The organism is Rhodococcus sp. KBW08 (assembly GCF_003852455.1).
GTDB classification, from domain to species: Bacteria; Actinomycetota; Actinomycetes; order Mycobacteriales; family Mycobacteriaceae; genus Rhodococcus_F; species Rhodococcus_F baikonurensis.
Genome location: NZ_QAJJ01000018.1, coordinates 383,119 through 402,362 on the forward strand (window position 1 = coordinate 383,119; position 19,244 = coordinate 402,362).

The window sequence follows — 19,244 nt, forward strand, 5'->3', positions numbered from 1 at the left end:
ATGCACAAGGAGACCGCGTGAACCAGTCGGCTCAGCCCGCAGGACTCAAGTCGTCGAAGTTGCCTGCTTCCGAGGATGTGCGGCTCGCGTTGCGAGCGGCGACCATGTATCACCTCGAAGGCGCTACTCAGGCGGAGATCGCAGCGAAGTTGGGTGTCTCGCGGCCTACGGCCGGGCGACTGTTGGCCAGGGCGCGGACCCAAGGTTTGGTCAGGGTCGAGATTTTGGTACCGCCCGAGCTCGAAGGTTCGGTGAACACGGAGTTGGAATCGAAGCTGGAGAAGCACTTCGGGTTGGCCGAAGTGTTGATTGTGCCCGAAGCGAATTCGGACTCGGACGATCCGGACTTCGACGCGCTCGGCCGACGAGCAGCGGAAGTTCTTGTTCGTCGTCTGCAGCCATCGAGTGTTCTCGGGTTTACCTGGGGCCCGGAAACCGTTGCGGTTGCAGGATCTTTGCCAGACAAGGCGGCGAAGTGCTCGGCTGTGGTACAACTTGACGGCTCCATGACGGTGACCGACTACCAAACCGGTGTCGACTTCACTATCGGCCGATGCGCACAACAGTTGCAGGCCAATCCTATTCGCCTCAATGCTCCGCTGTATGCCGACCCGGCGACTGTGGAGTCGATGCGAAACGACTCGGTCATCTCGAAGGCGCTGAAAGCTGGATCTGATTCCGACATCATGGTTTTCGGAGTCGGTGCCGTATCGACTGCCACGACCTTGTTTGCCGGTAGCTTCGTCGACTCGACCATGCTGGACGAGTTGGAAAGTCGAGGCGCTGTCGGTGAAATCGGCGGCCGTTTCTACACGATCGACGGCAATCCAGTGGAGGGGCCACTGCCTGAGCGAACGGTCTCCGTATCGCTCGACGCAGTGAAATCCTGCGATCAGACGATTCTGATTTCGGGGGGAACACACAAACGCCAGGCCGTTCTGGGCGCATTGCGCGGAGGTTTGGCAAACGTACTCGTCACCGACGTCGAGTGCGCCCAGTGGCTGCTCGAAGGCTAGCAATCTCACGAGTTTCGCTGTCCGAGCGCGCGACTGACACGCAAGTGTGAAGGAAGGTAATCCGTGAAAACAGGAAGACGAGTGTGGGGCGCTGCCGCGGCGGCGCTCTGCCTCCTGGTGTCGGGATGTGCGGGCGCTGGTGCGCTCGGTGGTTCCGGCGAACGAACAGTCACCATCGCGATGGTGTCGAACTCGCAGATGCAGGACGCCATCAAACTGGCGCCGGCTTTCGAAGCCGAGAACCCTGGCATCGACCTCAAATTCGTCAGCCTTTCCGAGAACCAGGCGCGCGCCAAGATCACGGCGTCGACGGCAACCGGTGGCGGTGAGTTCGACGTCGTGATGATCAGCAACTACGAGACACCTCAGTGGGCCGCCAACGGTTGGCTCACGAACCTGTCCGAGTATGCAGACAAGACGCCCGGTTACGACGAGGACGACTTCATACCGTCGATCAAGACTTCTCTGTCGTACGAGGACAGTATGTACGCGGTCCCGTTCTACGGGGAGTCGTCGTTCCTGATGTACCGCAAGGATCTGTTCGATCAGGTGGGGATAACAGTTCCCGAAGACCCGACGTGGCAAGAAGTTGCAGGTTGGGCAGCGCAATTCGACAACCCAGACGCCAAGATGGCGGGAATCTGCTTGCGTGGAAAGCCTGGCTGGGGTGAGGTGCTCGCACCGCTGAACACCGTGATCAACACCTTCGGTGGACGCTGGTACGACGAGAATTGGAATGCGCAGTTGACCAGTCCGCAGGTCGAGGATGCGGTTCAGTTCTACGTGGACACTGTCAAGGAGCACGGTCAGCCGGGTCCTGCCACAAGCGGATTCGGTGAATGTGCAACACAATTCGCGCAAGGGAACACGGCGATGTGGTACGACGCGACTTCGGCTGTGTCGGTTCTCGAGGACCCTGCGTCGTCGAAGGTAGTCGGCAACATCGGATACGCGAAGGCGCCGAAGGTCGAGAAGTCGGATCCTGGTTGGCTCTACACCTGGGCGCTCGGAATCCCGGAGTCGGCACAGAACAAAGACGACGCCTGGAAGTTCATTTCCTGGATGACGAACAAGGACTACATCCAGAAGGTCGGAACCGAACTCGGCTGGTCGAGAGTTCCTCCGGGAAGTCGCCTTTCGACCTACGAGATTCCGGAGTATCAAGAGGCCGCACAGGCATTCGGTCCGATCACCCTCGAATCGATCAACAATGCAAATCCGGAAAACCCGACAGTGCAACCGGTTCCGTACACCGGCGTCCAGTTCCTCACCATCCCTGAGTTTCAGGACCTGGGCACCCGCGTCAGCCAGCAGATCAGTGCTGCCATCGCGGGTCAGAAGAGCGTGAAAGAAGCACTCGAACAATCCCAGCAGTATGCCGAGGTGGTCGGCAAGACCTATCAGGAGAACCGATGACTACGGTTGCCGAACCCAGAACCACGGTGGACGACGCGCCACCGGTCCGTGTCGAAAAGAAGATCTCCCGCGCCGAGGGTTGGCGTCGTAGAGGTCCCCTGTTGCCGGCGTTGATCTTTTCGATCGTCGTCACCCAGATTCCGTTTCTGTTCACCCTCTACTACTCGACGCAGTCGTGGAACCTTGTCCGTCCGGGATCGCGGCACTTCAACGGGTTCGACAACTACATCGAGGTTTTCAAGGACAGTCAGTTTCGGGAAGTGGCGGTCAACACGGTCATCATGATCGTGGGTACGGTCATCGTTTCGGTGATCCTCGGACTCGCGTTGGCACTGCTACTCGACAGAGCCTTCCTCGGTCGCGGGATCGTGCGGACACTGCTGATCACGCCATTTCTCATCACCCCCGTCGCTGGCGCATTGCTCTGGAAGACAACAATGTTCGACCCGGTATTCGGTATCGTGAACTTCGTCCTCCAGCCTTTCGGTGTAGGCCAGGTCGACTGGGTCAGCAAGTTTCCGCTCGCCGCCGTCATGATCAATCTGATCTGGCAGTGGACGCCCTTCATGATGCTGCTCATTCTGGCCGGTTTGCAGTCCATGCCCCGAGACATTCTCGAAGCCGCACGGGTGGACGGAGCCAAGCCGTTTGCGATGTTCCGCGAACTGACGTTGCCGCACCTGCGCCGCTTCATCGAACTCGGTGCAGTTCTCGGTGCGATTTACCTCGTGAACACCTTTGACGCGGTGTACATGATGACCTCGGGTGGGCCCGGCGTGGCCAGCTCGAACCTGCCGTTCTACATCTACCAGCGCGCGTTCCTCGGCTTCGACGTAGGTCAAGCTGCGGCGATGGGTGTCGTGACAGTGATCGCGACCATCATCGTGTCGACACTTGCGCTCCGATTGATCTTCAAGAGCTTCACCGGCAACGAGGAGGCGGCGTGATGACTGCCGTAGAGACGACAAACGCGACGGCCGACAAGCCCGTCGTCAAGAAAAAGAAGAGCAGCAAGTTCAGTCCGTGGTCCGTTGTGGCGTGGATCGCCGCTCTCGGGTTCTTCTTCCCGGTCTTCTGGATGGTCCTGACCGCGTTCAAGACCGAGGCAGACGCCTACACGGATCCGCCGAAGCTGTTCTTCACTCCCACCCTCGAACAATTCCGTGCCGTCCTCGACTCCGGTCTCGGCACGACGCTGGCAAACTCTGCATTTGCAACGGCCATGTCGACGATTCTTGTTCTGCTACTAGGCGTTCCGGCTGCGTTTGCATTGTCGCTTCGCCCGGTTGCCAAGACTCAGGATGTTCTGTTCTTCTTCATCAGCACCAAGATGCTCCCAGTCGTCGCCGCAATCGTGCCGCTGTACGTGATCGTCAACGACATCGGATTGCTCGACAACATCTGGGCGCTGGTCATCTTGTACACATCGATGAATCTGCCGATCGCAGTGTGGATGATGCGTTCGTTCTTTCTCGAAGTCCCCGGAGAACTTCTCGAAGCCGCCAGCATGGACGGCGCGAGTTTGTGGACTTCGGTTCGCGAGGTGATACTCCCGCTGATCTCGCCCGGAATTGCTGCGACTGCGCTGATCTGCGTGATCTTCTCGTGGAACGAATTCTTCTTCGCAGTCAATCTGACAGCTGTTCAAGCGCAGACGATTCCGGTCTTCCTGGTCGGGTTCATCACGGGCGAGGGCCTGTACTGGGCTCGGCTCTCCGCGGCAGCGACCATGGCGGCATTGCCCGTCATCCTGGCCGGTTGGTTCGCCCAGAACAAACTGGTGCGTGGCCTGTCCTTCGGTGCAATCAAGTAATTCCTCACCCTCTCAGGAGTTCGTCATGGCTGAAATCTCGTACCAGAAAGCGTCTTGCATCTACGAAGGTGCTGGGACCCTCGCTGTCGATTCACTCGATCTTGATATCAAGGACGGCGAGTTCATCGTGCTCGTCGGTCCGTCAGGTTCCGGAAAGTCCACGGCCTTGCGGATGTTGGCAGGGCTCGAGGACATCGATTCCGGGGCGATCACCATTAACGGCAAGGACATGACCGATGTCCCGTCGAAGGATCGCGACATCGCAATGGTCTTTCAGAACTACGCGCTGTACCCCAACAAAACCGTCGGCGAAAACATGGGGTTCGCGTTGAAGATGCGCGGTGTGCCCGTCGAGGAGCGTAAGAAGAAAGTTGCCGAAGCGGCCAAACTGCTTGACCTGACGGAGTATCTCGACCGCAAGCCGGCCAAGCTTTCCGGTGGTCAACGGCAACGAGTTGCCATGGGCCGCGCCATCGTTCGCGAACCACAGGTGTTCTGCATGGACGAGCCGCTCTCCAACCTCGACGCAAAGCTACGCGTGCAGACCCGAACGCAGATCGCGGCGTTGCAGCGTCGTCTCGGAACCACCACCGTCTACGTCACGCACGATCAGGTGGAAGCGATGACGATGGGTGACCGCGTGGCAGTGCTCAAGGGCGGGAAGTTGCAACAATTCGCTTCTCCCACAGAACTTTACGATCGTCCGGCCAATGCTTTTGTTGCAGGCTTCATCGGATCTCCAGGGATGAACTTGGTAACGGCGCCGGTCAGTTCGGGTGGGGTGCGTTTCGGTGACGTCGAGGTTCCGCTGGACCGCGAGCAGATGGCGGCAATCGCCGCGGCCGGTCTGGCCTCGGTCACAGTGGGAATTCGGCCCGAGCAATTCCAGGTGGTCGCTGCCGGAGACGGAATCGCAGCTCAGATCGACCTGGTAGAGGAACTGGGTAACGAGTCGTACATCTACGCACACGTGCCTGGTACCGAAGCCGACCCGATTTCGCTCGTTGCCCGCACCGGCGGGCGATCGAAGTTGCAGTACGGCCAGACGCTGGGCTTCGAGCGGGTGGACGGTCCTGTTCACCTCTTCGACCCGACTACGGGTGAGCGCGTGGGTAGCTGAATCCCACCACAATCGTGACCTGCTCGGCACCCGAACTCGTTCGTGCCGAGCAGGTCACATCCATCTTCGACTGGTGAGAAGGTTAGGGTCTACCGATGAGTGATACACGCGAACGATCCGTCGTGGTGTGTGGTGAGGGACTGGTCGATCTGGTTCCGGTGGGGGAGAACTTCTCACCTAAGTTGGGCGGTGGACCGTTCAACGTTGCGATCGCACTGGGGCGACTGGGATCCGACGTGGGATTCGTCTCGCGCTTGTCCCTCGACGCGTTCGGAGATCGGATGATCGACTCGCTGGCCGCGTCGAATGTCGACACAACCGGAGTCGAGCGTGGGCCAGAGCCGACAACTCTGGCCGTCGTGAACCTTGCAGCGGACGGAGGTGCGCGGTATTCCTTCTACCTCGAGGGAACGGCGGATCGACAGTTCGCGCTGCCGAAACTTCCCTCTGCTCGGGCGTTCTCGTTCGGGACGCTGTCGCTGGTGCTCGAGCCCGGGGCCTCCGCTTACGAAGCGATGCTGCACGAAGCGCACTCTCGCGGTCGACTCACCATGGTGGACCCCAACATTCGTCCGGCGGTGATCTCCGACCCGGACGCATATCGACGACGGTTTCGATCGTGGTTGCCCGCCATCGATATTCTCAAAGTGAGCGACGACGACGCGAAGTGGTTGGGTTCGGTCGACGGCGCCGAGTGGCTCGACGAAGGCGTCGGCGCCGTCCTACTCACCCGTGGCGGCGATGGATTGAGGTTGATCACCAAGGAACTCGATGTTTCGGTTCCGGCGCCCGCGGTCGACGTCGCGGACACGATCGGTGCGGGCGATACGGTACACGGAGCCCTGTTGGCCTATCTCGATCGTCACGACGCACTCGACGCCGCCGTTGTGCGTGGGTTCTCCGAGGCAGATTGGTCGGCCGCATTGACCTTTGCGGCACGTGCGGCAGCCGTTACCGTGTCACGACCCGGGGCGGATCCGCCGTGGTCAAGGGAGTTGGGCCTGCCCGTCTAGCCCTGGGGACCACCGCCCTACTGCGAGCGCAGTACGTCGAACTGCCTACCTGTGCACGATGTGCGACGGGCCCGTGTATCGGCACAGTGATACGCATGTCGATATTCCTGTACAAACTCTCGCGATTCGCGTTTCGTCGCCGCTGGGCAATGGTGGGCTTCTGGGTCGTCCTGCTGGTGGCGGGTGGAGTAGGCGCAGCAACGCTGTCCGGCCCGACCGTCAATACATTGTCGATTCCGGGAACCGAATCGCAAGCTGCGCAAGACCTTCTGGCTGAACGGTTCCCGGAATCGTCCACTGGTGGAGCCAGTGCTCGCATCGTCTTCGAATCTCCCGCGGGCACAACGCTCGCCGATCCGGCCATTCAACGATCCGTCGGTGAATTGGTCTCTGCGCTCGGGAAGGACCCCGAGGTTGCAGCGGTGTCGGATCCGTATGCCTCCGGCGGTGTGTCGCCGACTGGGACGATCGGATACATGCAGGTCTCCTATACTGCCGACTCGATGGACTTGCCGGACAGTTCGAAGGAACTTCTCGAGTCTGCTGTCCATGACGCCTCGGATTCAGGACTGGCAGTCGATGTTGCCGGCAACGTGCTGATGGAAAGCAGCGCCGAATCCATGGGAGAGGTGATCGGAGTCGCGATCGCCGCGGTGGTGCTGACGGTCACCTTCGGTTCGTTGGTGGCGGCAGGGCTTCCGTTGATCAGCGCGCTCATCGGTATCGGTATCGCGATCTGCACGATCACCATCGCAACGGGCTTCATCGAATTGGGTTCGAGCACAACCGTCCTGGCAATGATGCTGGGGTTGGCAGTAGCGATCGACTACTCGCTGTTCATCGTCTCGCGTTACCGCGCGGAACTACGTGACGGGCACGATCCCGAAATCGCAGCGGGCCGTGCAGCCGGGACAGCGGGTTCGGCAGTAGTGTTCGCGGGATTGACCGTGCTCATCGCCTTGGCGGGATTGTTCGTCGTGAATATCCCGTTCCTGACGAGCATGGGTCTGGCTGCAGCGTTCGCAGTTGCTGTTGCAGTGGTCATTTCACTGACTCTGCTACCGGCCACGCTGGGTTTTGCAGGATCGCACGTTCTGAGTCGCTCCGACCGTCGATTGCTTGCATCCGGTGGGCAGTTGACGCATCGCAAAACGAAAGAGGGCGCAGGATCGCGATGGGCCAAGTTCGTGATCCGGCGTCGAGTTCCGGTTTTGCTCGCGTCGGTCCTCGGGCTGGGATTGCTGGCGATCCCCACCTTCGGCATCAACCTGAGCCTGGCGAGCCCACCTGTCCCCGATACCACTGCGGCCCGAGCCACCGACCGACTTTCCGAGGGATTCGGTGCCGGGTTCAGTGGTCCACTCATGGTGGTCGTCGACGTTGCCGACGCTGCGGATCCGGCATCGGCATTGAGTGGGGCCCAGGAAAAACTCGGTGCTCTGCCCGACATAGCAGCAGTGACGCCGCCGGCACTCAATCAGGCCGGTGACACAGCAGTCATCACGGTGGTTCCGTCGAGCGGCCCCGAAACCGAGGCAACAAAGGCGCTCGTCGCAGATATACGTGAGGTTGCCGGATCGCTGACCGACGAGACCGGGGCCACGATGTCGGTCACCGGGCAGACAGCGTTGACGATCGACGTATCGGACCGTCTTGCCGATGCCCTCGTTCCCTACCTCGCATTGGTCGTCGGCCTCGCCTTCGTTCTCCTCATGTTGGTGTTCCGCTCGATCTTGGTACCGCTCAAGGCAACTCTCGGATTTCTGCTCTCCATCGGCGCGACGTTCGGTGTGCTGGTTGCCATCTTCCAGTGGGGCTGGTTCGCCGGCATTCTCGGAATCGAAGGTCAAACCGGGTCAGTTGTCGCGATGTTGCCCATCTTCATGATCGGCATCGTCTTCGGGTTGGCGATGGACTACCAGGTGTTCCTGGTGACCAGAATGCGTGAAGCGTTCGTCCACGGTGACGGACCAGACGAAGCAGTCGTGAAGGGCTTCGACCAGGGCGCCCGAGTGGTCACGGCCGCCGCGCTGATCATGATCGCCGTTTTCGCAGGTTTCATCTTCGGTGGCGACGCCTTCATCATGCAGATCGGACTCGGGCTCTCGTTCGCGGTTCTGTTCGACGCCTTCGTGATTCGTATGACCGTCGTGCCCGCCGTCATGTCGCTGTTGGGCTCGAAGGCATGGTGGTTCCCCGCTTGGCTGGACCGGTTGGTCCCGAACGTGGATGTCGAGGGGGAGCAGTTGACTGCGCTGCTCGCTGATTCGAGGGAATCCAGTGAGCCCACGAGCGACAAGCTGTCGGTGTGACCCGGATACGGTAGATCGATGACTTCGACATCGACGTGGGGTCGATGGTGTGCGGAACACCCGCGCACCATCGACTTGGCACTGACGATTCTCGTGCTCCTTGCCACGTGGACGGCGCACCGCATCGCGCTCGATGGCAATGACACCCGCGAAGTAACAGTTGTAGGAGTCCTTGTAACAGCGATCGCAGCGGCAACCATCGTGTTCCGCAGGCGCTATCCGTTCTCGGCGCTGGCGGTGGCAGTACTCCTCGGCGTGTTGATGATTGCACTGTCAGCGCCGCCGAATGCCGGTACAGGTTCCGCAGCGATGGTGTGCCTCTATTACGTTGCCAGCACGAGTGACCGCCGGAGGACCTTTTTCGCAGCGGCGAGCACCGTCAGCTCGCTGATGCTCGTCACGATCTTCCTGGGAGTCGGGAACAATCTCCTGCAGGAGGCCCTGGGGCTGTTGGCTTGGTTGTTGATGGCGAGTTTTGCCGGCGCCGAGGTCCGTTCTCGCCGCGCCTATCTGGAGTCCGTCGAGGCGCGCGCGGTGCAAGCGGAAAGAATGCGCGAGGACGAGGCTCGACATCGTGTCGTGGAAGAAAGGATGCGGATTGCGCGGGACCTGCACGATGTTGTCGCGCACCACATTGCCTTGGTCAACCTGCAAGTCGGGGTCGCGTCGCACTTGATCGGGAAAGACCCGGAGAAGGCGACGACTGCACTACGCGGCGTGGAGGAAACGTCCAAGGCGGCACTCGACGAAATTCGGGCTACGGTTGGAGTTCTCCGTGATGCTCAGGACAGCGATCGCTCGATGAAGCCGGCCCCAGGGCTGTCGGATCTACCGGCGCTGGTGGATCAATTCGTCAGTGCAGGAATGGAAATCGACGTGCGCGCTGTGGGTTCGCTGCGCCCTCTCGGGCCTGCGGTAGACCTCACGGCGTACCGAATCATCCAGGAAGCACTCGTGAATGCGAGCAAGCACGCGCTGCCCGGTGCCGTCACTGTGACGTTGTCGTACGAAGCCGAGGTTCTGGTCCTGACGGTCGAAAACGCCGGAACGGCAGTGCCTTCGACTTCGCCACCCGGGTACGGACTGCTGGGAATGAAGGAGAGGGCGCAAGCGATGGGAGGCGAGGTTTCGGCAGGATTCCGCGCGGACGGGGGATTTCGTGTGGACGCCCAACTACCGCTTGTCTCGGTGTCAAGCGGTTCGGAGCGTGAGGAGTCGTGAGTATTCGGGTGGTGGTGGCAGACGATCAGGCACTCTTCCGTCAAACGCTTGCGCTGCTGATCGGTTCGGAAGACGACATGGAGGTGGTCGCCGAGGCAGCAGACGGAGAGCAGGCATTCCAGGCGGCGCTCGCGCACCGACCCGACGTCGTACTGATGGACATTCGCATGCCGGGCACCAGCGGCGTCGAAGCAACGGCAATGATTGCCGATCATCCGGATCTCTCCGACGTACATGTGTTGATCCTGACGACCTTCGAAGTGGACGAGCATGTGGCACAGGCAATTCGGGCGGGAGCCAGCGGGTTCATCGGCAAAGGAATCCGGGCTGAAGACCTGCTCGATGCCGTGCGGACGGTCGCGAGTGGGAACTCCTTGTTGTCGCCGATTGCGACCAGTGCGTTGATTTCTCGATTCCTTTCCACTCCGTCGCGGGCCGACTCGACGTCTGGGATTTTCGGTCAATTGACCCCACGTGAACTCGAAGTGGTAACTCTCGTTGCCCTGGGGATGTCCAACGACGAAATCGCCGCGGAGTTGGTGATCAGCGCTGTCACCGCAAAAACGCACGTGAACCGGGCGATGACGAAACTGGATGTCCGTGACCGCGCGCAACTGGTGGTTCTGGCCTATCAATGCGGTTTGGTCGTTCCGGGACGTTCGGTGGATTGACTCGAGAAACTCTTGACTCGAACGGGTGTTCGAGTACCCTGTGTTTCAGGGGGATCGGGGGGTTCAATGAGTGTTCTGTTGTCGGATGTGGTGTCGGGTTCTGCGGTGGGGTTACGCGGACGTCTGTGGCGGTTGTCGGCTGCTGAGTTACGTGCTGCTGCGGTGTCGGCGAGCGCGGAGATTCTGCGTCTGGAAGCTGTTCGGGTGGCGGTGGTCGACGAGTTGTCGTTGCGCCCGGATGATCAGGTGATCGCGAGCCGCGGGGTGGGTGCGTGGTTGGCGTCGAACACGATGCTGCAGGTGCGGGACGGGAGGAAGATCGCCGCCCTGGGTGCGGCGTTGCGGCCGTTTCCGGCAGTGGCGGCTCGGTTCGATTGCGGGGATTGTTCGTTCGAGCACGCCGTGTTGATCGTGGCGTTTTGTGAATCGCTGCCGAAGGGGATGCCGGACGAGGCGATGCCTCGCTGTATCGATTTGTTGTTGGCTGCCGCGTCGGGTGTGGAGGCGACGACGACGAAGGTGCGGAACGTCATTGCGACGTTGGAGCGGTTGTTCGAGTCCGATGAGATTCCGCCAGCCGAAGACGTCGACCGCAACGAACTCCGGATCGCGTCGACGTTGAATGGTCGGGTGGTGGTGCGTGGGGATTTCGATGCCCTCGCCGGCGAAATGCTGCTGTCGGCGTTGTCGAATCTGACGATGCCCACCCCGGCACCCGATGGAACCCCGGATGCTCGGTCGGCGGCGAAGCGGACCGCGGACGGGTTCACCGAACTGATCCGCCGGTATCTGGACTGCGCCAACACCGGTATGGATGGTGGTCAGCGCCCGCACGTGAACGTGCACATCAACGCCCGGGATCTCGCCGAGCACCGCGACTGCGCCACGACACCCACTGATGGTGGGTCTGTGTCGGATCTCGATGTCGGGCACATGCCCTGGCTCGGACCACTGTCGGTGTCGCAGACCAGGCTTCTCGGGTGTGATTGTTTCCTGTCCACTGTTCTGCTGGACGATCATGGCGCGCCGTTGGATGCGAAACCAGGGAAACGGTTGGTCACCGCCGAACAACGCGTCGCGCTGATCGCGAGAGATAAAGGCTGCGCGTTCCCCGGCTGTACGTGTGTGCCGGCGTGGACGGATGCGCACCATTTCCGGCACTGGGCCAATGGCGGCCCGACGGTGATGAACAACCTGGTCTTGCTGTGCCGTTCGCATCATCGGTTGATGCACCGAAAATCCGGGTTCGTCGGCAAGTGGGAGATCCGGATCGGCGTCGACAACAAGCCCTGGTTCATCCCGCCGCCCTCGATCGATCCGCAGCGGCACCCGCGGCCGGCGAACACCACCTTCACAACCTGAGGACGAACCTCAGGCACAACAGAACACGGCCAGGCTCCGCGTCCGACTTATCTGTTGGAGGCGGAGCCCAGGGAGCGTGCCTTCGTTGGGGATTGCTTTCAGTGGGGCTGTGCTTTCCGGGGTGCCGTGCTTTCAGAGGTGCCGTGCTTTCGGGGAGAGACAGTGCCGTTGTCCCACTCAGTGGGTCGTTATTTTCGTGCTCGCCGCGCCGATTGTGCCAGGTCATTTGGACGTCTGACCTGCAGTGCAAAATCTTTCGTTAGAACACGTTCCAATTTCGCGGATTTGTGGCTATGGTCACAGAGATAGATGCGGGTGTGCGAATGAAAGGGTGAAGTGACGTGAAGACCAAGGGTGCAATCCTGTGGGGCCTCAACGAAAAGTGGTCCGTCGAGGAGATCGAGATCGGCGAACCGGTAGCCGGCGAAGTTCAAATTCGCATGGAAGCGGCCGGAATGTGCCACTCCGATCACCACATCGTCACCGGCGCGACTCCGATGCCGTCGTTCCCCGTCATGGGCGGGCACGAGGGTTCGGGCGTCATCACCAAGCTCGGCCCGGAGGTCAAGGGCCTGGAGGTCGGCGACCACGTCGTTCTGTCCTTCATTCCGGCTTGTGGAACCTGTCCGGCGTGTTCGGCCGGACATCAGAATCTGTGTGACCTCGGGATGGGCCTCCTCAGCGGCCAGGCCATCAGCGACGGCACGTACCGGATCCAGGCTCGCGGCGAAAACGTGATCCCGATGTGCCTGCTAGGGACGTTCTCGCCCTACATGGTCGTGAACCAGTCGTCAGTGGTGAAGATCGACAAGGACATCCCGTTCGAGGTTGCCGCACTCGTCGGTTGCGGTGTTCCCACCGGTTGGGGATCGGCAACCCACATCGCCGATGTGAAGCCGGGCGAAGACGTGGTGATCATGGGTGTCGGCGGCGTCGGTATCAGTGCCCTGCAGGGTGCAGTTGCCTCGGGTGCTCGGTACATCTTTGCCATCGACCCGGTGCCGTGGAAGCGTGAGCAGGCTCTGAAGTTCGGTGCAACGCATGCTTTCGAAAGCGCCGCCGCGGCCATTCAGCCGATCATCGACGCTACGTATGGACGCATGGCGCAGAAGACGATCATCACCGTCGGCGAAATGAAGGGTGAGTACGTCGAAGAAGCGATGATTCTGACGGCCAAGGCTGGCCGTTGTGTTGTCACCGCAATGGGGCATCTGACGGACATGGATGTGAAGCTGAACCTGTTCCTGATGTCGATGCTTCAGAAGGATCTTCAGGGCAACATCTTCGGTGGTGGCAACGCTCGCCAGGACGTCCCGAACCTTCTCGCGATGTACAAGGCGGGCAAGCTGAACCTCGACGACATGGTCACTCGGACCTACACGCTCGAAGGCGTGAACGACGGCTACCAGGACATGTTGGATGGCAAGAACATCCGCGGCGTCATCCGCTACACCGAAGCTGACTGGTGATCGGAAGCTCGCAACTCTTGTGCCAGTAGTCTGATCGGGTGCCCAGTACTCACAGTCTCGACGTAATCCAGCAGTGGCCGGTCGACAACGCGGCAGCGGTCGTCCTCTCCGGGAAGAATCCGGTAGAGGGCGACCGCGTTCGTGGTTTAAGCGGCGACCAGTCGCACGTTTTCCCCCTGGCTTCGGTGACAAAACTGTTGTGCGCCTACGCGATTCTCGTGGCAGTGGAGGAAGGGGCGGTCGAGCTGGATGGGCCGGCCGGGCCCGAGGGGTCGACCGTTCGTCACCTCCTCGCGCATGCCTCGGGGTTGGCATTCGCCGAACGTGTCGTTCAGGCGCCGGTGGCGTCGAAGCGGATTTATTCGAGTGCGGGTTTCGAAGTTCTTGCCGAGTTGGTTTCCCGGGAGACCGAGATCGAGTTTGCCGATTACCTGGCCGAGGCGGTGTTCGCGCCGTTGGGGATGACCAGCGCGGCTCTTGTCGGTCCGGCCGGCCACGGTGCGCAGGCATCGGCAGACGACTTGGCCAAGTTCGCGGCCGAACTGCTCTCGCCGACGCTGATCTCGACGCAGACGTTCGCAGAGGCGACAACCGTGCAGTTCCCGGGGCTCAACGGAATTCTTCCGGGTTACGGCTCTCAGCGCCCCAACGACTGGGGACTCGGATTCGAAATTCGCGGCGACAAGCGTCCGCACTGGACGGGGCTCGCGAACTCGGCCGCAACCTTCGGTCATTTCGGCCAGTCCGGGACCTTCCTGTGGGTCGATCCCACGATCGATACTGCGTGCGTCGTGCTTACCGATCGCGACTTCGGTGATTGGGCCAAGCCTTTGTGGACTGAATTGTCAGATGGCGTGATCGGTGAAGTTTCGCGATAGAGCACAAATTTCTCTCCTTCCACTGGCGCAACACGGGTAACACAAGGCACACTGTTCAATCGAGCCTGCTGCACGAACTCGACAGAGGTCGTTGGGGAAGACGTCCCTCGTCGAAGCAGGAGGCTCGAGTGCGCGAAATGAATCAATTCGCGGACGTGACGACTGGTGTGGTGTACATCCACTCGTCGCCCGCGGCGCTGTGCCCGCACGTGGATTGGGCTCTGTCCGCCACGTTGGACAGCCCTGCCAAGCTCAGATGGACCTCACAGCCCGCCTACGACGGGCTTCTCCGGGCGACGACGGACTGGACAGGTCCCGTCGGAACCTGTGCCCGCCTGGTCGATTCGCTACGCGCCTGGCCGATGTTGCGGTTCGAGGTCACCGAGGACCCGAGTCATGGCGTCGACGGCGAACGGTACAGCCATGTACCCGGACTCGGCTTGTGGCGCGGATCCACCAGTGCGAACGGTGATGTCGTCGTCGGGGAGATGAAGCTACGGTCCATCATGAATTCCGGAGGAGACATCGCCGCGGAAATCGATCGGGCGATAGGCGCACCGTGGGACGAAGAACTCGAACCCTTCCGGAGTTCCGGCGAAGGTGCAGAAGTAACCTGGCTGCGGAGGCGTGTCAGCTGATCCAGGTCCATCCTGAACCCGGAGTGAACCTTTCGGCTTGAACGACACAGAGTTGAACGACACAGAGTTGAACGACCAAGACTTGAATGACAAAAGGTGGGCCCCGCCGTATCGGCGAGGCCCACCTTGCTGTCAAGGGTTGTCAGAGCGGAATGTTCTTGTGCCGCGCGCGAACAGATGGTGCAGATGCGAGCGCAGCGGTCACGATGCTGCGAGTCTTCGCCGGGTCGATTTCCTCGTCGACGACGCCGATTTCAACCGCGCGGTCGACGCCGCCCGCGATCGCCTCGTGTTCGGCGGCGAGACGGTCGTGCAATGCTTCACGCTCGTCGTCCGGTGCCGCAGCGAGAGCCCGCTTGTGCAGGATGCCGACCGCGGCCTTCGCGCCCATCACGGCTACTTCGGAGTTGGGCCAAGCGAATACGGCCGTGGCACCGAGTGCTCGCGAGTTCATTGCTATGTAGGCGCCGCCGTAGATCTTTCGAGTGACGACGGTGACGCGGGGGACGGTTGCCTCGGCGAAGGCGTGAAGCAACTTCGCTCCGCGCCGAACCACGCCTTCCCACTCCATCGACACGCCCGGCAGATACCCGGGAACATCGACGACGACCACGAGCGGCACGCCGAATGCGTTGCACAGTCGCACGAATCGAGCGGCCTTCTCGGCGCTTTCGGAGTTCAGGCACCCCCCGAGTCGCAGTGGGTTGTTCGCGATGACACCAACGGTGCGTCCGGCCATCCGACCGAAACCGGTGACGATGCTCCGGGCGTAATTACCTTGCAGTTCTTCGAAACTCGACTCACCTTCGACGTTGTCGAGCATTTCGTGAACGATCGGACGAACGTCGTATGCACGTTTTGCGGATGCAGGCATCATGGCGCGCAGATCACTGTCCCCGAGTTCCGCTGCCCGCTGATCGAATTCGCCCTGCTCGCACATCATCGAGACCAGGCGGCGCGCGCGGTGCAATGCGTCGGCCTCGTCGTGTGCGGCGATGTGCGCGACACCCGACTTCTTGGTGTGTGTGTCCGGGCCGCCGAGTGACACCATGTCGACCTGTTCGCCGGTGACACTGCGAACTACGTCTGGGCCGGTGACGAACACTCGGCCTTCCGGCGCCATGATCACGACGTCGGTGAGGGCTGGACCGTACGCGGCTCCACCGGCGGCAAAGCCGAGCACGACCGAAATTTGAGGTATGAGACCCGACGCGCGGACCATGGCCTCGAAGACAAGTCCGACGGCGTGGAGCGCTTCGACGCCTTCAGCCAGACGCGCGCCACCGGAGTGCCAGAGGCCCACGATGGGGGACTCTTCCTCGATGGCGGTATCGATGGCTTTGACGAGGTGTTTGCAACCGTCGACGCCCATGGCGCCGCCCATGACGGTGGCGTCGGAGCAGTATGCGATGGTGCGCACGCCGTCGATGTTTCCGGACGCAGCGAGCACGCCGGACTTGTCGCGGGCGTGGAGCGGCACTGTCGTGCCGGGGTCGAACAGATTTTCCAGGCGCGCAAGAGGATCGCGCGGGTCTGTCGATGATTCGGACTTTGTCACGGGGGCCAGGATGGTCATCGCGTCCTCCTTCAGTACGAGCCTTGGGTGGAACGAAAGGTCGGTGTTGTCCGCGGGTGACGTTGTGGTGCAACGACACCCGCGGACAGGTGCAAACCGCGGTTCGGGCTAGGCCCGACCGAAGGCGAGCGCGACATTGTGCCCACCGAAACCGAACGAGTTGTTCAGTGCGAAATCGAAAGAGCCGGTTCGGGGTTCACCCTTGACGACATCGAGATCGATTTCTGGATCCTGGCTGTCAACGTTGAGCGTGGGCGGGATGATCCCGTCACGCACTGCCAGAACCGTCAGGACTGATTCGAGGGCGCCGACAGCGCCGATCGAGTGTCCCAGCGCGGATTTCGGGCCGTACACCGCAGCGTGATTGCCGACCGCTGCGTTGATTGCCTTTGCCTCTGCGATGTCACCGATCGGCGTCGCAGTGGCGTGGGCGTTGATGTGCTTGATGTCGGACTTCGTCAGTCCGGCCATCTCGATTGCTCGGGTCATGGCTCGCGCCGCGCCCAGGCCTTCCGGATGCGGTGCCACGATGTGGTACCCGTCCGAAGTGATTCCGGAACCGAGCAGGCGGGCGTGAATCGTTGCCCCGCGTGCCTTTGCATGTTCCTCGGTTTCGAGGATCATCAGTGCGCCGGCTTCGCCGAAGACAAATCCGTCGCGGTCCTTGTCGAAAGGACGTGAAGCTGCGGCCGGATTGTCGTTGTTGGTGCTCATCGCACGCATCATGGCGAAGCTCGCGATCGGAACCGCGTCGATGAAGCTCTCGACTCCACCGGCCACAACCATGTCCGCGTCACCCATGACAAGCATGCGGTGAGCGTGAGCAATTGCCTCGGATCCCGACGAACATGCCGAAACCGGGGTGATGACGCCACCGCGGGCCCCGAGTTCGAGCCCGACCGTTGCGGCTGGTCCGTTGGGCATGACCATCTGCACCGAGAACGGGGACACCTTGCGGTATCCGCCGCCACGGAGCTTGTCGACGGCGTCGATGAGCGTGTCGCCGCCGCCGAGTCCGGTGCCGATGACAACCGCGAGGCGGTCCTGATCGACTTCGGGGCTGCCGGCGTTGCTCCAGACCGTGCGACTCAACGTGAGGGCAAGGCGTTCCACCCAGCTCATCCGTCGAATTTCGACGCGGGACAAGCCCTCGTCCGGTGAAACCTTCAGGTGCCCGCCGATGCGAATGGGAAGGTCGAACTCGTCGATGAACGGGTCATCGAGGATTCCGATGCCGCTTTCGCCGGCGAGTAGCGCCTTCCACGTGCCATCCACATCACCAGCCACCGAGGTCGACGTCGCGAGGCTCGTGACGACGATGTCGGGGAATTTCCCTTTGCGGGTAGAAGCGGAAGTCACGGTCGGCTCACTCTGCGTTCTTGGCTTCGGCGCCTTCGGCTTCGAGCTTCTGGATGTACGCGACGATGTCGCCGACGGTGCGCAGGCCTGCGAGATCCTCGTCGGGGACCTTCACGCCGTACTTGTCTTCGGTCTGAACAGCGATCTCGACCATGGACAGGGAGTCGATATCGAGGTCGTCCACGAAGGACTTGTCAACGGTGACCTCGGAAGGCTCGATACCGGTGACCTCCTCCACGATCTGGCCGAGTTCCGCGATGATTTCTTCCTGAGTGTGGGCCACTGGTGTGGCTCCCTTCTTGATCGATTGAGGTGGGGTGAAACGTCCGGCCGTCGTTCGGGCTGATCGGCCGGGTGGGCGCCCGAGCTAGGTCAGCTCGGACAGTGCGGAGATATCCTCCGGGTTCTTGAGGGCCACCGTCGGTGTGCCACGCATTTCGCGCTTGGCAATTCCGACGAGGGTTCCGGCCGGCGGGAGTTCCACGATCGCGGTGACTTCGGCTGTCCGCAACGACGCGGAGCAGAGGTCCCAACGAACCGGGCTTGTTACCTGCGCGGCAAGTTTGGTGAGGGCGTCGGCACCCGAGGAAACGGGTGCGCCGTCGGAGTTGGAAAGCAGCGTGCGCGTCGGATCGGACGGGGTGATCTTGGCGGCAGCAGCTGCGACGGCATCCTGGGCAGGTGCCATGAAGCGGGTGTGGAAAGCGCCGGCGACGGGCAGTGCGCGGACGCGGGCCTTCTCAGGTGCGTTTGCTGCGAGTTCTTCGAGCGCGGTGAGCAGTCCGGCAGCCACGATCTGGCCGGCCGCATTGCGGTTGGCCGGTTCCAATCCGAGTTCTTCGAGTCGTGCGAGCACTTCGGCTTCGTCGCCACCGAGAACGGCTGACATGCCGGTGGGCTCGAGCGCACAGGCCTTGGCCATCTCGGCGCCGCGGAGGGCGGCAAGCGCGACGGCGTCGTCGGCGGAAATGACACCGGCGACCGCAGCAGCGGCAAGTTCACCCACCGAATGGCCGGCAGCGATGACGTCGGCGCCGAGGAGCCCACGTGATTCGATTTCCTCATATGCCAGCAGAGCAGCGGCAACGACGAGGGGCTGGGTTACCGAGGTGTCGGTGATTTCTTCGGCAGTCGCGGTCGTGCCGAGTCGCACGAGGTCCAGGCCGGCTGCCTTCGACCACACTTCGAGGCGGTCTTGCGCTCCGGGCAGTGCCAGCCAGGGGCTGAGCATGCCGGGTGTCTGAGAGCCCTGTCCCGGGGCGAGCAACGAAATCACTTATTAAGAGAACACCGCCGCGAGTGACCTGCGAGATGTCGGTCGCGATGAACTCTGGCGAAGTGTTTTGTAGGGTTCCCACAAAATCCCACGTCGCGCTCGGC

17 protein-coding genes are annotated in these 19,244 nt (G+C 61.6%); 13 read left to right on the plus strand and 4 right to left on the minus strand.

The window, feature by feature from the left end; genetic code table 11:
• Nucleotides 1-17 precede the first annotated feature (17 nt).
• The 13 genes from DBV08_RS25585 (at nt 18) to DBV08_RS25645 (ending at nt 14,929) form a co-directional block, all read left to right on the plus strand.
• Nucleotides 18-1,016 (plus strand): sugar-binding transcriptional regulator, encoded by a 999-nt coding sequence (locus DBV08_RS25585; RefSeq protein ID WP_124569285.1) that lies wholly within the window; start codon nt 18-20, stop codon nt 1,014-1,016.
• A 63-nt stretch (nt 1,017-1,079) separates the two neighbouring features.
• On the plus strand, nt 1,080-2,432 hold the full coding sequence (locus tag DBV08_RS25590) for a sugar ABC transporter substrate-binding protein (protein ID WP_260395754.1): 1,353 nt from the start codon (nt 1,080-1,082) through the stop codon (nt 2,430-2,432).
• Complete coding sequence (locus DBV08_RS25595; protein WP_019748978.1) at nt 2,429-3,379, plus strand: carbohydrate ABC transporter permease; 951 nt, start codon at nt 2,429-2,431, stop codon at nt 3,377-3,379. Before DBV08_RS25590 ends, DBV08_RS25595 begins: the two co-directional genes overlap by 4 nt.
• Complete coding sequence (locus DBV08_RS25600) at nt 3,379-4,245, plus strand: carbohydrate ABC transporter permease (RefSeq protein ID WP_124569286.1); 867 nt, start codon at nt 3,379-3,381, stop codon at nt 4,243-4,245. Before DBV08_RS25595 ends, DBV08_RS25600 begins: the two co-directional genes overlap by 1 nt.
• 25 nt (nt 4,246-4,270) lie before the next feature.
• Nucleotides 4,271-5,365 (plus strand): ABC transporter ATP-binding protein, encoded by a 1,095-nt coding sequence (locus tag DBV08_RS25605; protein WP_019748976.1) that lies wholly within the window; start codon nt 4,271-4,273, stop codon nt 5,363-5,365.
• Between the two features lie 95 nt (nt 5,366-5,460).
• Nucleotides 5,461-6,378, plus strand: a complete 918-nt coding sequence (locus tag DBV08_RS25610; RefSeq protein ID WP_124569287.1) for a carbohydrate kinase — start codon at nt 5,461-5,463, stop codon at nt 6,376-6,378.
• A 95-nt stretch (nt 6,379-6,473) separates the two neighbouring features.
• Nucleotides 6,474-8,690 (plus strand): MMPL family transporter, encoded by a 2,217-nt coding sequence (locus DBV08_RS25615; protein ID WP_124569288.1) that lies wholly within the window; start codon nt 6,474-6,476, stop codon nt 8,688-8,690.
• Nucleotides 8,691-8,708: 18 nt separating this feature from the next.
• On the plus strand, nt 8,709-9,911 hold the full coding sequence (locus DBV08_RS25620; protein ID WP_095969797.1) for a sensor histidine kinase: 1,203 nt from the start codon (nt 8,709-8,711) through the stop codon (nt 9,909-9,911).
• Nucleotides 9,908-10,582, plus strand: a complete 675-nt coding sequence (locus DBV08_RS25625) for a response regulator transcription factor (protein WP_095969798.1) — start codon at nt 9,908-9,910, stop codon at nt 10,580-10,582. Before DBV08_RS25620 ends, DBV08_RS25625 begins: the two co-directional genes overlap by 4 nt.
• Before the next feature lie 66 nt (nt 10,583-10,648).
• Entirely contained in the window at nt 10,649-11,944 is a 1,296-nt protein-coding gene (locus DBV08_RS25630; protein ID WP_095969799.1) for an HNH endonuclease signature motif containing protein, read from the plus strand.
• 341 nt (nt 11,945-12,285) lie between these two features.
• On the plus strand, nt 12,286-13,413 hold the full coding sequence (locus tag DBV08_RS25635) for an NDMA-dependent alcohol dehydrogenase (protein WP_019748970.1): 1,128 nt from the start codon (nt 12,286-12,288) through the stop codon (nt 13,411-13,413).
• A 38-nt stretch (nt 13,414-13,451) separates the two neighbouring features.
• Nucleotides 13,452-14,291 (plus strand): serine hydrolase, encoded by an 840-nt coding sequence (locus tag DBV08_RS25640; protein ID WP_124569289.1) that lies wholly within the window; start codon nt 13,452-13,454, stop codon nt 14,289-14,291.
• A 128-nt stretch (nt 14,292-14,419) separates the two neighbouring features.
• Nucleotides 14,420-14,929, plus strand: coding sequence for a DUF3145 domain-containing protein (locus DBV08_RS25645; RefSeq protein ID WP_003941617.1), 510 nt, complete (start codon nt 14,420-14,422; stop codon nt 14,927-14,929).
• Between the two features lie 142 nt (nt 14,930-15,071).
• Here the strand turns inward: DBV08_RS25645 and DBV08_RS25650 are convergent, their stop codons facing one another.
• The 4 genes from DBV08_RS25650 to DBV08_RS25665 all read right to left on the minus strand — a co-directional run bounded on the left by DBV08_RS25650 (nt 15,072) and on the right by DBV08_RS25665 (nt 19,140).
• Nucleotides 15,072-16,505 (minus strand): acyl-CoA carboxylase subunit beta, encoded by a 1,434-nt coding sequence (locus tag DBV08_RS25650; RefSeq protein WP_003941597.1) that lies wholly within the window; start codon nt 16,503-16,505, stop codon nt 15,072-15,074.
• Nucleotides 16,506-16,613: 108 nt separating this feature from the next.
• Nucleotides 16,614-17,864: a KasA/KasB family beta-ketoacyl-ACP synthase gene (locus tag DBV08_RS25655; RefSeq protein ID WP_003941591.1), complete on the minus strand. Its 1,251-nt coding sequence runs from the start codon at nt 17,862-17,864 to the stop codon at nt 16,614-16,616.
• A 7-nt stretch (nt 17,865-17,871) separates the two neighbouring features.
• The gene (acpM, locus tag DBV08_RS25660) at nt 17,872-18,147 is read right to left on the minus strand and encodes a meromycolate extension acyl carrier protein AcpM (RefSeq protein WP_003941649.1); all 276 of its coding nucleotides are present in this window, start codon (nt 18,145-18,147) and stop codon (nt 17,872-17,874) included.
• Nucleotides 18,148-18,231: 84 nt separating this feature from the next.
• Entirely contained in the window at nt 18,232-19,140 is a 909-nt protein-coding gene (locus DBV08_RS25665) for an ACP S-malonyltransferase (RefSeq protein WP_095969801.1), read from the minus strand.
• Nucleotides 19,141-19,244: the final 104 nt, after the last annotated feature.